Below are 14,260 nucleotides of genomic sequence, written 5' to 3'. Positions count from 1 at the left end.
CCTATTTAAAATATAGTCTAGATTGACGCTAATGAATACAAAAATAATTTATTGGTTATAATTCAAATTGTTATGTATTTTTATGAAAGTTGGCACGCTGATTGCACTAAATTAATCGTAATAGAAGGAATGTCCTTGTCACAACGTTATGTGGCGGATGAAAACAGTTAAACGGAGCATCACGTATTGGTTGGAAGCCAAAATCGGGTTGAGGCTCTACTGAATGATAAAATCCATCAAGAGGAAATAAATAATGGGTATTTTTTCACGTTTTGCCGATATCATTAATGCAAATATCGCATCTTTGCTGGACAAAGCAGAGGATCCGCAAAAAATGATCCGCCTGATGATTCAGGAAATGGAAGACATGCTAGTTGAAATCCGTTCGACATCGGCTCGTACTTTAGCGGAGAAAAAAGGTTTAGAGCGTCGTATCGAAATGGGCGAAAAGCAAGTCGCTGATTGGCAAGAAAAAGCGGAATTGGCTCTTGTGAAAGATAAAGAAGATCTTGCGCGTGCCGCATTGATTGAAAAGCAAAAAGTCAACTCAATGGTTGATACCTTAAAACATGAGCTTATTATTGTTGAAGAGACGCTAACGCGCTTGAAAGGTGAAATCACTGAGCTTGAAAATAAATTGCAAGAAACGCGCGCTAAACAGCAATCCATGATGGTGCGTTTAGAAGCGGCACAATCTAGCCGTAATGTTCGTCGTCAACTCGATAGTGGTAAGTTAGACGAAGCAATGGCACGTTTTGAGCAGTTCGAACGCCGTATTGACCATATGGAAGGTGAAGCTCAGAGCTACGGTATTGGTAAACAAAAATCATTGGAACAACAATTTGCTGAATTGAAAGCAGATGATGAAATTAGTGAACAATTAGCGGCATTAAAGGCTAAAATCAACACTAATAAAGAACAGTAATTTTGTAATCCCTAAACCTTAGCGTAGCGAATGGCTGCGCTAGGGAAGGCGGATACCACCATTTGATATAAGGAAATGTGATGGGCTATGTTTTTCTGTCTCTCGTACTGATTGTTTTTCTCATTTTTATTCTGCCGTTTTGGTTGTGGTTACACTACAACAAACAGAATAACAGGCAGGGGAGCCAGCTAACAGAAAATGAAATCCAACGTTTAACTCAGCTTGCAGAGCAGACACAACGTATGCAACAGCGCATTAAAACGTTGGAAGATATTCTGGATGCGGAACATCCTAATTGGAGGCAAAAATAATGACCGATTTTCGCAATCGCCAATTATATCGATTAACTGACCGTCGTGTTTTTGGCGGAGTGTGTGCCGGTATCGCACAATTTTTTGATTTACCGGTTGCCTTAGTCAGGGTGATTGCCATATTGGCACTCTTTATGAGCTTCGGGTTAACACTGGTCTTATATATCGTCATGTGTTTTGTGTTACCTAAAGCTCCAAGTGGTTATCAAGGTCAAGATGTTAGTGTTGAAGTTTCAAAACTATTTAATGAAATTGATGCACAGTTAAAATCAGGTGAACTACGCTTACGCCAAATAGAGCGCTATGTCACCTCAGATACCTATACCGTTAATAGTAAGTTTCGTCATTTATAATTAATGTGCGCCCTCACATTTCGGGGAATAAGACTTTTGTTTTATTCCCTAAAATGTCTATCCAACGCTTAAATTCATGCGGTGGCACTATGCAAACGAATATTAAACGTAAACTCAAACAACAAGCCAAAAAACAAGCACTCAGTAAAGGGTTGAAGATAGTTGCAACACTTGCCATAACTTATGGGCCAGGAGGTATTCTTGGCAAAATACTCAAAATAGTAGGCAGTAAGTGGGTCATCGGTTATTTAACAAAACGGATAGTAAAATAATCGTATAAAATACAGTGGTTATTGATTGAACCGTATAAAAACAAATTGCACTCAACAAATTAGTGATGCTGAATTTATGCTAAATTAGGCATCAATAATATTTGAGCGAGTGGGAGAAATATGAAACGGCTGCAAAATGAATTGACGGATTTGGTGAATCGTAGTGTCGATCGCCATGTTAGGCTCGCCGTAACTGGGCTGAGTCGTAGTGGAAAGACAGCATTTATTACTTCTCTTGTAAATCAGCTATTAAATGTAAATAGTGGTGCGCGTTTACCGCTATTTTCAGCCGCACGAGATAACCGTTTACTGGGTGTAAAACGGATACCGCAACGTGATTTTTCGATCCGGCGCTTTACGTATGATGAAGGGATCGCACAATTATATGGTCATCCCCCTCAATGGCCAACGCCGACACGCGGTGTCAGTGAAATACGCTTGAAATTACATTATCGCTCAGAAGACTCATTTTTTCGTCATTTTGTTGATAACTCTTCTTTATATCTGGAAATTATCGATTATCCAGGGGAATGGTTACTCGACCTTCCTATGCTTGATCAAAGCTACTTAGAATGGTCTTCTCAAATGAAGACCTTACAAAAAGGGGAGCGAGGTAAGCTTGCGCAAGCATGGTTAACATTATGTGAGTCATGTGACCCACTCGCACCCGCCGATGAAAATTTACTCGCGGCAATTTCCACGGCCTACACCACGTATTTAGAAGAGTGTAAAGCGCAAGGCCAACATTTTATTCAACCCGGACGTTTTGTACTTCCAGGGGAGCTTGCTGGAGCGCCAGCATTACAGTTTTTTCCATGGCCGAATATCGAAAAATATGGTGAGAAAAAACTGGCGCAAGCCGATAAGCATACCAACATTGGTATGCTACAGCGTCGCTATCAATATTACTGTGAGAATGTTGTAAAAGGCTTTTATAAAGACCATTTTCAACGGTTTGATCGGCAAATTGTTCTGGTGGACTGTTTACAACCTTTAAACAGTGGTCCGGACGCATTTAACGATATGCGCATGGCTCTGACACAGCTAATGCGTAGCTTCCATTATGGTAAACGAACGCTACTAAGACGTATGTTTTCCCCCTGCATAGATAAGCTGCTATTTGCTGCAAGTAAGTCTGACCATGTCACGCCAGATCAACATGCTAACCTAGTGTCGTTATTACAGCAGTTGGTCCAAGAGGCTTGGCAAAACGCAGCATTCGAAGGAATTAGCATGGATTGTATTGGTCTTGCGTCTATCCAAGCCACAGAGAGTGGTATTGTTGATTATCAAGGTGAAAAGCTGCCAGCATTAAAAGGGGAACGTTTGAGCGATGGTCAATCGATGACATTCTATCCAGGGGAGGTTCCAAAAAGGCTTCCGAGTGAAGTCTTTTGGCAAAAGCAGCGGTTTGAGTTTGAAAACTTCCGTCCTCGGCAAACACCGTTAGATCAGCCGTTACCTCATATTCGGATGGACAGTGCACTAGAGTTCTTGTTGGGAGATAAATTGAAATGAATGAACCAATCAAACAACGAGTTGATTTTTCCGAAGAAGATATAGCAGCAGAGGCTGAAAAACTCAGAAAAGCACGCCACTTTGATCCGCAAGAGCAACATAAATTTACGCCCGTAGAAATTGAGGCCGAGCAAGATGAGCAAGAAGGTGAGGTTGAAAGTTTAATTAACGAAGCGCTTAAGCCTAAAAGGAGTTTCTGGCGTAGGCTAGTCGGAACGGCAGTTGGGATTTTTGCTGTGAGTGTGATGGCTCAGTTAGGTATCTGGATCCACACGTCATGGGTCACGCAAGATTGGACTGCATTGGGTACAGCAGCCGCAGGAGGACTAATTGTCGTTGCAGGTGTCGGATCAATTGCCACAGAATGGCGGCGTCTATATCGCTTAAAAGAGCGGGCTCAAGAGCGTGATATTGCAAGGGAATTGCTACACAGCCATGGCATGGGGCAAGGGAAAGTTTTTTGTGAAAAACTGGCAAAACAGTCGGCACTTTCGGAGCAGCATCCCGCAGTGCAACGTTGGCAGGCTACGATACAGGAAACACACAATGACCGTGAAGTGGTTGAGTTGTATAGCAAATTAGTTCAGCCGATTCTTGATGAACAAGCACGTAAAGAGATCAGCCGCTCGTCGGCCGAGTCTGCTCTGATGATTGCGGTCAGCCCACTTGCCATTGTTGATATGGCATTTATTGCATGGAGAAATATTCGCTTAATTAATAGAATTGCTGCAATTTACGGCATTGAATTAGGGTATTACAGCCGCATTCGACTCTTTCGAATGGTATTAATTAACATTGCTTTTGCCGGAGCGTCAGAGCTGATCCGTGAAGTGGGTATGGACTGGTTATCGCAAGATATTACGGCTCGTTTATCTACTCGTGCCGCACAAGGCATTGGTGCAGGGCTATTAACCGCCAGATTAGGGATTAAAGCGATGGAGTTGTGTCGCCCATTACCGTGGATTGATGATAAACCGCGTTTAGCTGATTTCCGAGGGCAACTGCTGAGCCAAATAAAAAATGCGGTTCCGAGCAAAAAAGACGCTAAATAAAAGTCTCATCGCTGGCAGGTGTGATTGACAGTAAAGTACACTTGCCAGCCTAAAAACAGAAAGTGGTTATCTCTACAACCATCCCTGATTATTACTTATTGTCGTAATAGCAATTTTGCCATTTTCCCACGTTGTAAATTATTAGTGTCAACAATATGTGACACATGTGCTGTATTCTTACCGTAAATCAAGCTAAAATATTAGATCTATATTGTTTCTGCTAAAGGTTTTTATCCATGCGCCTCGAAGTGACTTGCCAAGACCGTATCGGTCTAACTCGTGAATTGCTTGATTTATTGGTCCTACAGAATATTGATCTTAAAGGCATTGAAATATCGGCGCAGAGACGGATATACCTCAATTTTACGCCTGTTGATTTTCAGGTGTTTAGCACGTTAATGGCAGAAATTCGTCGTATTAATGGCGTAATTGATGTACGTCGTATCTTTTTCATGCCGTCTGAGCGGGAGCATAAGGCGGTGTGGGCGCTATTAAACTCATTCCCTGAACCAGTTTTATCCATCGATAATAAACTAAACATTGAATTGGTTAACCCAATGTCATTACAAATTTTTGGCGTGGATGAAACCAAGATAAAACAAAAGACTTTCTCGCAACTGGTTAGTAACCATGGTTTACAACGTTGGTTTGAGCGAGAAGAGCCTGAGCCTTATACGGAAAGAGTAACCGTAAAAGGAAATGACTATTTAATGCAAGTCACGCCAATCATCTTAGCGGATGAAAATGGCAAGTCACACTGTACTGGTGCTGTTTTATTACTAAAATCAATAGCGATATTAGAAAAACAGCGCAAGCAAATTGTGGGTGCAGATGTGGATGGTTTTGACCTTATCGTTGCCAGTAGCCCCGCCATGTCACATGTTGTCGAACGTGCTAAACGTATCGCAATGTTAGATGAGCCTTTATTGTTAGTTGGGGAAACGGGAACAGGTAAAGATATGCTAGCCAAAGCGTGTCATTTGCATAGTGCACGCGGTAGTGCGCCATTTTTAGGGCTGAATTGTGCTTCAATGCCTGATGATGTGGTCGAAAGTGAATTGTTTGGTTATGCAGCAGGGGCATATCCGAATGCCTTAGATGGGAAAAAAGGGTTCTTTGAACAGGCAAACGGTGGCACGGTATTATTGGATGAAATTGCGGAAATGTCACCGCAAATGCAGATAAAACTATTGCGTTTTCTGAATGATGGAACATTTAGGCGCGTCGGTGAAGAGCGAGAAGTGAAAGTGGATGTGCGGGTCATTTGTGCCACACAAAAGAACCTGCCAGAGCTCGTTGCACAGAAAAAATTTAGGGAAGATTTATATTATCGCTTAAATGTTTTGAGCTTAACTATTCCTCCTTTACGTGAAAGACAAGAAGATATCTTGCCGCTAACCGAAGTTTTTGTCGCGAATTTTTCTAAAGAGTTAAATATCCCTAAACCTCGATTAGCACCTTCCTTAGTTGATTATCTAAGCCGCTATTATTGGCCTGGTAATGTAAGGCAGTTACGAAATGCCATTTATCAAGGCTTAACTCAATTAGAAGGGGATGTCCTCAATTCACATGATATTGATTTGCCAGAAATAGATAATTTACCAACGGTGGCTGTTGACCCTTTAAATGGTTCGTTAGATGAAATAACAAAACGTTATGAGGCATCGGTACTCGCACGTTTATATCGTGATTATCCAAGTACACGGAAGTTGGCAAAACGCCTTGACGTTTCCCATACCGCGATTGCGAATAAGTTACGCGAATATGGATTGAGCCAGAAAAAAGAGCAAGAATAACTTTTTTTGATGAAAATGTGATCGTTGGCGATGATTTCATCACTGCGGGTATTTTTTAGCACAAAAAGCAAACTATACTGAGAATAACTGGATATTCATTTGAAAAACGTTAAAGCTGTATTTTGATTGATGATAACCGATATCGCAAGGCCGCCCGTGTGCCTGCAAGGAGTTGCTATGGATCAATTCGCTCTTAACTTTATTGTGAATACAAAACTACGTGAGTATCTCAATCAACGTCATTATAAAAATGATATGTTTGAGTCAGCGGCCTCGGCTGCTGAGTTATATTTGATGAATAGAGCGGCAGCCCGCTATTTAGAAAAACGCCATCGTTTCACATGGGAAGCCCTTGTTAAAAATGGCAATAAACCCCGTGATCTTATTATTGATATCCTCACATCCTCATGCCCCGCAAATAAAGAGCAGGCAATGAAAATCCTCAGTTGTTGTTCTCACTCGTTAGTCAATATGATGAGCGAAAATAAACTGTTTGCGAGTTTAGTGAATGCTAAACAGGGCAAGCCACTGAATTGGCTCTATGTGGAATAGTTGATGGGAATAAGCAGCCAGTTTTTAGGCTGGCTGCTATTGAGGATTACTTCAATGCAGCAAGTGCTTTGTCGTAATCAGGTTCTTCAGTGATCTCTGGAACTAACTGGCTATAAATCACTTTATCATTCTCGTCTAATACGACAACAGAACGTGCTGTTAACCCTTTTAGTGGGCCACTCGTCATCGCAACGCCATAGTTTTTGGCAAACTCAGGGTGACGGAAAGTAGAAAGAGTGACAACGTTGTCTAAACCTTCTGCGCCACAAAAACGTGCTTGTGCAAAAGGCAAGTCAGCAGAAATACACAGGACAACAGTATTGTTGAGGTCATTGGCGAGTTGGTTAAATTTGCGTACAGATGCAGCGCAAACACCAGTATCAACACTTGGGAAAATGTTCAGAACTTTACGTTTACCTTTGTAACTTTCCAATGTTGCTTCAGAAAGGTCTTTAGTCACTAAGGTAAATGCTTTTGCTTGATGGCCAGGTTGTAAAAATACACCATCAACGGTGACTTCATTACCTTTTAACTTGACGGACTGTGACATATTATTTTCTCCCATATATGAGCAAGTTTGTGAAACTACGAATATTATTATTGATGAGCTTGCTAGCGACCAAGCTAGCACTAGATGAATTCAATAGCAACATAACACAACCAATTTGCTTTGATTGCTAATTAAGTGCTTATCTCATTATTTTAAATCAAGTGATTTTCCATGGGGAAAGCACAATACCTAGAAAGGGTTAAAGTGGTGAGAAAAGAGTCTGTCATCGGAAACAGATTAGAGTAGAGTATATAGATTTTTAAACAATGAAAGAATATGATGCCTAAAGGGTTCTTGGTCGTTTTGTGAAGCCATCAACCTCTAGCTAAGATATTTTATTAGTCATAATATGTAGAATATCTTTTATATTTGCTTAGCTGATTTTTCGGTCTCGTAGCACGAAATTGTCAGTTAACCTTATTTGCTAATACGACAGAATCCCAAAATGCATAAACGCTCACTTTCATCTTTAGCTATTATTTTTACAGCGATGTTTACCGCTGCTCCTGCTGTTTCGGCTGTTATTCCTGCTGGTACAGTACTGGCAGAAAAGCAAGAGGTGACCCGTCATCTAAAAGATGAACCGGCATCCTTAGATCCGATAAAGTCTGTTGGGCTGACTGAAGCTCAGGTTATGCGTGATTTATTCGAAGGGTTGGTTAATCAAGATAGTCATGGGAAACCTATCCCCGGCGTTGCGCAAAGTTGGAGCACGACGGATAATAAAACGTGGATGTTTAAGCTACGTCCTGATGCGCGTTGGTCAAATGGTGACCCTGTGACAGCCGACGATTTTGTATATAGCTGGCGTCGGTTAGTTATGCCTGAAAATACCTCACCGTTTGCGTGGTTTGGTGCCCTTGCTGGTATTAATAATGCACAACAAATTATTGATGGGAAATTACCTGCCGACCAACTGGGGGTAGAAGCCATTGACAAACGAACCCTTAAAATTACGCTTGATAAGCCAATTCCTTATTTCCCATCCTTAACGGCTAACTTTAGCTTATTCCCTGTTCATGCTAAGACGGTCGAAAAATATGGGGCGGATTGGATTAAAGTTGGTAATTTAGTGGGTAATGGTGCATTTATATTATCGGATAGAATGGTTAATGAAAAAATTGTGTTAACACCAAATCCATTCTACTGGGATCATGCAAATACTGTGATCACAAAAGTGACTTTTGTTCCTATCAACCAAGAGTCAAATGCAACAAATCGCTATTTAGCGGGGGATTTGGATATTACAGAATCTTTCCCTAAACAACGTTATCAAAAATTACTGGCAGATATTCCTAATGAGGTTTTCACACCTGACCAATTAGGCACTTATTACTATGCATTTAATACACAAAGAGCGCCAACTAACGATGCTCGTGTGCGTAAAGCCTTATCAATGACGATTGATCGTAATTTGATTGCTAAAAAAGTATTAGGTACAGGGGAAAAGCCAGCAAATCGTTTTACGCCAGACGTGACAGCCGGATTCAAACCGCAAAAAGGGATGTATGATAATGCTTCCCAAAAAGAGTTAGATGAAAAGGCAAAAGCGCTATTGCATTCAGCAGGCTATGGGCCTAATAACCCGTTAAGATTGGTTCTTCTGTATAATAGTTCGGAAAATCACCAAAAAATTGCCATTGCTGTGGCTTCAATGTGGAAGAAAAAATTGGGGGCTGAAGTTAAGCTAGTCAACCAAGAATGGAAAACCTATATTGATAGCCGCAATACGGGGAACTTTGACGTCATTAGGGCATCTTGGATAGGTGATTTTAATGAACCCTCTACCTTCTTATCGTTATTAACCGCTCAACACAGTGGCAATATCCCCAAATTTAATAGCAAAAGATATGATGAGGTGATGGCTTCGGCGAGTATTGAGACAAACGAAGAGTTGCGTAACCGTTATTATAATCAAGCGGAAGAAATAATCGCTCAAGAAGCACCGATTGCCCCAATATATCAGTATACGAATGGGCGTTTGATTAAGCCATGGTTAAAAGGGTATCCAATAGAAAACCCTGAAGATGTGGCATACAGCCATAGTTTTTATATTATTGAACACTAACGCCATACGCAGCCTATATATTTTTATATGGGCTGTTTTTTTGGGTGTAAAAAAGAAAAAGCTCCTTCCGCTGGAGAGACAGAAGGAGGACCAAAAAAGGAATAAACACTACAAAGTGAATACTAATGTAGTCCGATGTTAATTTATTGTTCTTTTGTGGCAAAGTAATGTTGGTATTTAGCAAAAATGGCGGTTGCAAAACAAATCGTTCTTTTCTACTGACTATACTTTCATTTTAACGCATTATTCTTACGTATTATCTGATAGCTGTCTGTTAATTAAACAAAATTTTATATGTTACGTCGAATAAGCGAAGAGAATATACTCGCTTTGATGTGTCATATTAATATAGGCGTTAGGCTGGATAGTGGGGACTTGCGAATTTTGTTATGACTACCATGATGAATAGATAATAAGCAGGTATGGTGAAAATATGGAGAATAATAAATATTCTAAATGTGATTTAACAGTACCATACTGATATTTCAAGCTTTGGTAGGGCTTATTTGAGATAAGCTAATAAGCAAAAATAGGCGTTATTCAACCTATATTTTATGTTACCTATATATTCAATCTAATCTAAGATATTTCTTATATTATCGATACGATAAAACCGTGAATTGGGTCAACGCTATTTTTCACCTTGATATTTCCGGCACATTCCCTCTATGCTATAACGATAACTGGCTTAAAAGGAAGGAGATAACGGCATGGCGTTGATTTATGGCTCATTATTTCAGAGTTCAAACCCTGTACATGCATTCCAATTAAATGGAGAGGGTGGATTTATTCCCCTTGATGTTAACGCGAGTGCCACTCAACAATCTCCTTTTTGGCTACATTATGATTATAAAAATCGTGAAAGTGAGCAATGGATCCAAAACTCAGAGCTGTTTAGCGAACAAGTTAAAGCCGCGCTTTGTGGCCATGCAGGTCGTTGGCGAATTTTGAGAGTTGGCGATGGCATTTTATTAACATTGCAAACGTTGAACACTAATGCAGGCCAGCGCCCTGAACAGCTAGTCGCTTTCCGTGTTTTTATTAACAGTCGATTGATTATTTCAAGTCGCCATAGAAAAGTAAATTCGCTCGATTCAGTTATTATTGACTTACAAGAAGGGGTTGGTGCGCAAAGTACCGGAGATTGGCTGGTGGAAGTTGCGGATGCGATTACTGATGAAATCAGCGACTTTACCGATACTTTACATGAACGTTTAATTGGGATGGAAGATACCATTTTGAATGGTGAAATCCCTGAGCGCGGTGAACTCGCGTTATTACGCAAACAAATTATTGTGATACGTCGCTATATGGCACCACAGCGGGATATGTTGGCGCGTTTGGCGACAGAAAAGCTATTATGGATTGATGATACCGATAGGCGGCGGTTGCAGGAAATTTCCGATCGTTTAGGGCGTTGTATTGAGGATTTGGATGGTTTTGTTTCGCGTACAGCAATTATGTCTGATGAAATCACCAATATGATGACCGAAATGATGAACCGTCGTATTTATACGATGTCACTACTTGCGATGATTTTTTTACCAACAACTTTTTTAACAGGGTTATTTGGGGTCAATTTAGCAGGTATTCCTGGCAGTGAATTTAGGTTTGCATTCAGCGTATTTTGTCTCTTATTGGCGGTATTAATTGGTACTGTTTTTTGGTGGTTGAGAAAAAGCCGTTGGCTTTAAAAAGAAAGTTATCTGTGTTAACCCACCCTTGTTTGAGATAAATCAATAAAAGGTACGTTGATTTGGGGCACTATTAATTCCGCAGGTGAATGCAACGTTGAGCGATGAACGTTGTGCTCCATAATTGTAGTTTTTCTCATATTGAGTTCTTGTACAGAATAATTGACCACTGTAATGCCGATGTATATTGCATCGGCTTTTTTTTTATTCTAAATTTACCTTCAATCCATTCACATTGTAGAGAATGCAAAACGGATATTTGTTGGGGTAGCGACATTCAGGTGCGCAACATGATACAAATAAGTATCTTGCCACCTTCATACAAAGTGATGGTGGCAATGGCGTTATTTCACCTCAATAACATTCAGGCGTTCCGCAGTAAATTCAGGTCTATCGTCATCATCAACTTGGTGTTGTGTGGGGATTTCTTCTCGATCAAATGCTAAATCGCCACCATTGATGACGGTATCGCCATGAGCGACATTTTTAAAATCAAACAACTCAGTATCACATAAGTGAGAGGGAACGACATTTTGAGTGGCTCTGAACATCGTTTCAATACGACCTGGGTAGCGTTTATCCCAATCACGTAGCAGATCTTTAATTACTTGACGCTGTAAATTAGGTTGTGAGCCACAAAGATTACACGGAATAATTGGAAATTCTTTTGCTTGGGCGTAACGCTCAATATCTTTTTCTCGGCAATAAGCTAAAGGGCGGATCACAATATGTTTACCGTCATCGCTCATTAATTTAGGTGGCATACCTTTTAGTTTTCCACCGTAAAACATATTTAGAAAAAGAGTTTGTAAGATATCGTCGCGATGGTGGCCTAGTGCGATTTTAGTTGCGCCTAATTCTGTTGCGGTACGATATAAAATGCCTCTACGTAAACGGGAGCATAGTGAGCATGTTGTTTTCCCTTCTGGGATTTTCTCTTTTACAATCCCATAGGTATTCTCTTCAACAATCTTGTACTCGATTCCGAGGTTTTCAAGGTATTCGGGGAGAATATGCTCGGGGAAACCGGGTTGTTTTTGATCTAAGTTAACAGCAACCAACGAGAAAGAGATCGGTGCACTTTTTTGCAGGCTTTGCAAAATAGAAAGTAGGGTATAACTGTCTTTACCACCAGATAGGCAGACCATAATCCGATCGCCATCTTCAATCATGTTGAAGTCGGCAATGGCTTGCCCTACATCACGGCGCAATTTTTTTTGTAGCTTGTTAAAGTTATATTGTTCTTTCTGTGCGTTCATTTTCTACTGTTCTGTATCGTTGCTGATTATTGTTTAATTCAATGATTTTTAAGTTTTTTGTTTTTAATTGTCCTCATGGCCTATCATCTTGCTGTATCTTTTGTATAAGAAATAAGGCGCTTTATGGATGCGGGCAATAAACTCACTAACAAAAAACTTAAGGCAATCCTCGGTAAGGAAATTGCTAAGCCAGCCATAATAGCAGATGGACGAGGTCTTTCGATACAGGTAAGTCAAAATTGATCCATTTTAATAAATGAGGAGCTTTAGTAATGGAAGATAACTCAATTATTGTGGTGTTCATAACACAATGAAAAATAGGAAGTTATAGTCAAAAGCTCAAACTCAAATCTGTTAAATCCTAGAATCTTTAGGTATCGTAGCAACGCGCATTACAACCTCTAAAAAGCGTGGGTTCCATAGTGATAGAGGTACTTATATATCAATAAATTATATCGGTTGGCATGCGATAATGGCGGCATTAGTGCCGGAGATTAGTTAGCCAAGGTATGTATGAATCTAGCCATAAAACAAATTGCATTAACACAACAGATAAAGCGATAACCCGCCATATCGATGGTTTTATCCATGTCATGCAAGATAGAAATAGAATCACAATAATGGATAAAAAAATCCTGACAAATAAAACGACTAACATAAGTGAATAGGCATGATTTACATCTAGCACTCGATATTTAAACACAAGTATCGAGGCAAGCGTCATACTAGGAAGGATCAACATCCAAATCAGGAAAAATACAATGGCTAATGAATACCGACTTGTGCAGTATTTATGTAATTTACTCACCCAATACCCCAGATAAAAAATCAACTTAAGTTATATATTAAATAAATAAAGATTAAATGTCATCAAAAGTGTATTCAATGGTGATTAGTGAATAAAAAGTAGATTTTTCATTGGCTGGTGCTGTTATGGCGTTTATCAGTCAAGCATAGGGTTTTTGACATCGTGTGTCGGTAAGAAATCAAAAATATTGGCTGCCACCATAAAGTGGTTTAGCTTTGATGTTGCGATTGGATTAGAATAAATTTTAGGGCAGTGAAAATTATTAACGCATTAAAAAACAGCTAGAAATTCACAGTATATCTCGTTGATATTTTGATAATGCATTGCTTTATCAATTAGATATTAAAAAATACGGTGGCATAGTTGCTAATAAAAGTAGCAATAACACATTAATATTGAGCGATTATTACTGTTTTTTTTGTAAAGCGCATGCTTGTTAACTTATTTAACTCATATTGTTAAATTTTATTATTCATTTAAAACTATTAATTATTAAATTTACTAGCTAGTCTTTATCATAAAATGATCATTAGAATAATACTAAGAATAACAAAAAATTAAATAACATTGGAAACAGTAGGGCGTTTAGCCCTGCTGTATATTCAGGGGGGAAGGAAGGACAGTCAATATCTATATCCAAGTTGGTTTTCCTGGTTTTTCAAAAACTTCAAGCAAATGTTTAATATCCACATCCAGTATACTAGAAACAATCATTAGGTGTTCCACATAAATAGAGACGCTTCCTTCTTCATATTGAATATAGTTTCGTTCTGATATTTTTAATGCAGCAGCCATGGCTTCTGTAGAGATACCTCGGGATGTACGTAGTTTTCTAATATAGTTGCCTAAAGCGATTCCTCTAAAGTTTGGTTGCTTCATGAGTCAATTATCCATAGCGTAAAATGTAAGGCTATTATCAGAAATAATATGATTAATTCAATAGTATTATTCTGCTAAAAAAGTGTATTTCATAAAGTCAAAATAATCATATGGAAATTTTATATTTATCTAATAGTGAATTTGGCGATAAATGAATCTAAAAAATGTCAGATTTGTACAGTTATAGATATTAAAACTAATATCACTGGATAAATAATTTTTC

General features: G+C 39.3%; 13 protein-coding genes. 10 read left to right on the top strand and 3 right to left on the bottom strand.

Going from position 1 to position 14,260, the window contains the following annotated elements; genetic code table 11:
- The first annotated feature begins 253 nt into the window (after nucleotides 1–253).
- The 8 genes from pspA (at nucleotide 254) to M1E93_RS11365 (ending at nucleotide 6,779) form a co-directional block, all read left to right on the top strand.
- Nucleotides 254–925 carry a phage shock protein PspA gene (gene pspA, locus M1E93_RS11400; protein WP_004919242.1) on the top strand — a complete coding sequence of 224 codons (672 nt, stop codon included), beginning with the start codon at nucleotides 254–256 and terminating at the stop codon, nucleotides 923–925.
- Nucleotides 926–1,005: 80 nt separating this feature from the next.
- Nucleotides 1,006–1,236, top strand: coding sequence for an envelope stress response membrane protein PspB (pspB, locus tag M1E93_RS11395; protein ID WP_004919244.1), 231 nt, complete (start codon nucleotides 1,006–1,008; stop codon nucleotides 1,234–1,236).
- The gene (gene pspC, locus M1E93_RS11390) at nucleotides 1,236–1,589 is read left to right on the top strand and encodes an envelope stress response membrane protein PspC (protein ID WP_014658236.1); all 354 of its coding nucleotides are present in this window, start codon (nucleotides 1,236–1,238) and stop codon (nucleotides 1,587–1,589) included. Before pspB ends, pspC begins: the two co-directional genes overlap by 1 nt.
- A gap of 89 nt (nucleotides 1,590–1,678) precedes the next feature.
- Nucleotides 1,679–1,861: a hypothetical protein gene (locus M1E93_RS11385; RefSeq protein ID WP_004919249.1), complete on the top strand. Its 183-nt coding sequence runs from the start codon at nucleotides 1,679–1,681 to the stop codon at nucleotides 1,859–1,861.
- Nucleotides 1,862–1,981: 120 nt separating this feature from the next.
- Nucleotides 1,982–3,379 (top strand): YcjX family protein, encoded by a 1,398-nt coding sequence (locus tag M1E93_RS11380; RefSeq protein ID WP_426206931.1) that lies wholly within the window; start codon nucleotides 1,982–1,984, stop codon nucleotides 3,377–3,379.
- Nucleotides 3,376–4,431 (top strand): YcjF family protein, encoded by a 1,056-nt coding sequence (locus M1E93_RS11375; RefSeq protein ID WP_004919253.1) that lies wholly within the window; start codon nucleotides 3,376–3,378, stop codon nucleotides 4,429–4,431. The genes M1E93_RS11380 and M1E93_RS11375 overlap by 4 nt, the downstream gene beginning before the upstream one ends.
- A gap of 236 nt (nucleotides 4,432–4,667) precedes the next feature.
- The gene (gene tyrR / locus M1E93_RS11370) at nucleotides 4,668–6,227 is read left to right on the top strand and encodes a transcriptional regulator TyrR (protein ID WP_426206929.1); all 1,560 of its coding nucleotides are present in this window, start codon (nucleotides 4,668–4,670) and stop codon (nucleotides 6,225–6,227) included.
- A gap of 177 nt (nucleotides 6,228–6,404) precedes the next feature.
- Nucleotides 6,405–6,779 carry a hypothetical protein gene (locus M1E93_RS11365; protein ID WP_014658238.1) on the top strand — a complete coding sequence of 125 codons (375 nt, stop codon included), beginning with the start codon at nucleotides 6,405–6,407 and terminating at the stop codon, nucleotides 6,777–6,779.
- Nucleotides 6,780–6,825: 46 nt separating this feature from the next.
- On the opposite strand, the gene tpx is transcribed toward M1E93_RS11365, so the two are convergent.
- On the bottom strand, nucleotides 6,826–7,329 hold the full coding sequence (tpx, locus tag M1E93_RS11360; protein ID WP_014658239.1) for a thiol peroxidase: 504 nt from the start codon (nucleotides 7,327–7,329) through the stop codon (nucleotides 6,826–6,828).
- Between the two features lie 445 nt (nucleotides 7,330–7,774).
- On the opposite strand from tpx, the gene M1E93_RS11355 reads away from it, so the two are divergent.
- Together M1E93_RS11355 and zntB are read left to right on the top strand one after the other, a co-directional pair.
- Complete coding sequence (locus M1E93_RS11355; RefSeq protein ID WP_004919261.1) at nucleotides 7,775–9,397, top strand: peptide ABC transporter substrate-binding protein; 1,623 nt, start codon at nucleotides 7,775–7,777, stop codon at nucleotides 9,395–9,397.
- Nucleotides 9,398–10,107: 710 nt separating this feature from the next.
- Nucleotides 10,108–11,091 (top strand): zinc transporter ZntB, encoded by a 984-nt coding sequence (gene zntB / locus M1E93_RS11350; protein WP_004919264.1) that lies wholly within the window; start codon nucleotides 10,108–10,110, stop codon nucleotides 11,089–11,091.
- A gap of 344 nt (nucleotides 11,092–11,435) precedes the next feature.
- Here the strand turns inward: zntB and ttcA are convergent, their stop codons facing one another.
- Together ttcA and M1E93_RS11340 are read right to left on the bottom strand one after the other, a co-directional pair.
- Entirely contained in the window at nucleotides 11,436–12,350 is a 915-nt protein-coding gene (gene ttcA / locus M1E93_RS11345) for a tRNA 2-thiocytidine(32) synthetase TtcA (RefSeq protein ID WP_060561302.1), read from the bottom strand.
- A gap of 1,438 nt (nucleotides 12,351–13,788) precedes the next feature.
- Nucleotides 13,789–14,037 (bottom strand): helix-turn-helix domain-containing protein, encoded by a 249-nt coding sequence (locus tag M1E93_RS11340; RefSeq protein WP_004919272.1) that lies wholly within the window; start codon nucleotides 14,035–14,037, stop codon nucleotides 13,789–13,791.
- Nucleotides 14,038–14,260: the final 223 nt, after the last annotated feature.

Origin of the sequence: Providencia sp. PROV272, assembly GCF_049901975.1 — a bacterium.
GTDB classification, from domain to species: domain Bacteria; phylum Pseudomonadota; class Gammaproteobacteria; order Enterobacterales; family Enterobacteriaceae; genus Providencia; species Providencia stuartii.
The sequence above is the reverse complement of the archived record's forward strand: the minus strand, read 5'-3'. Positions and strand labels throughout refer to the sequence as shown.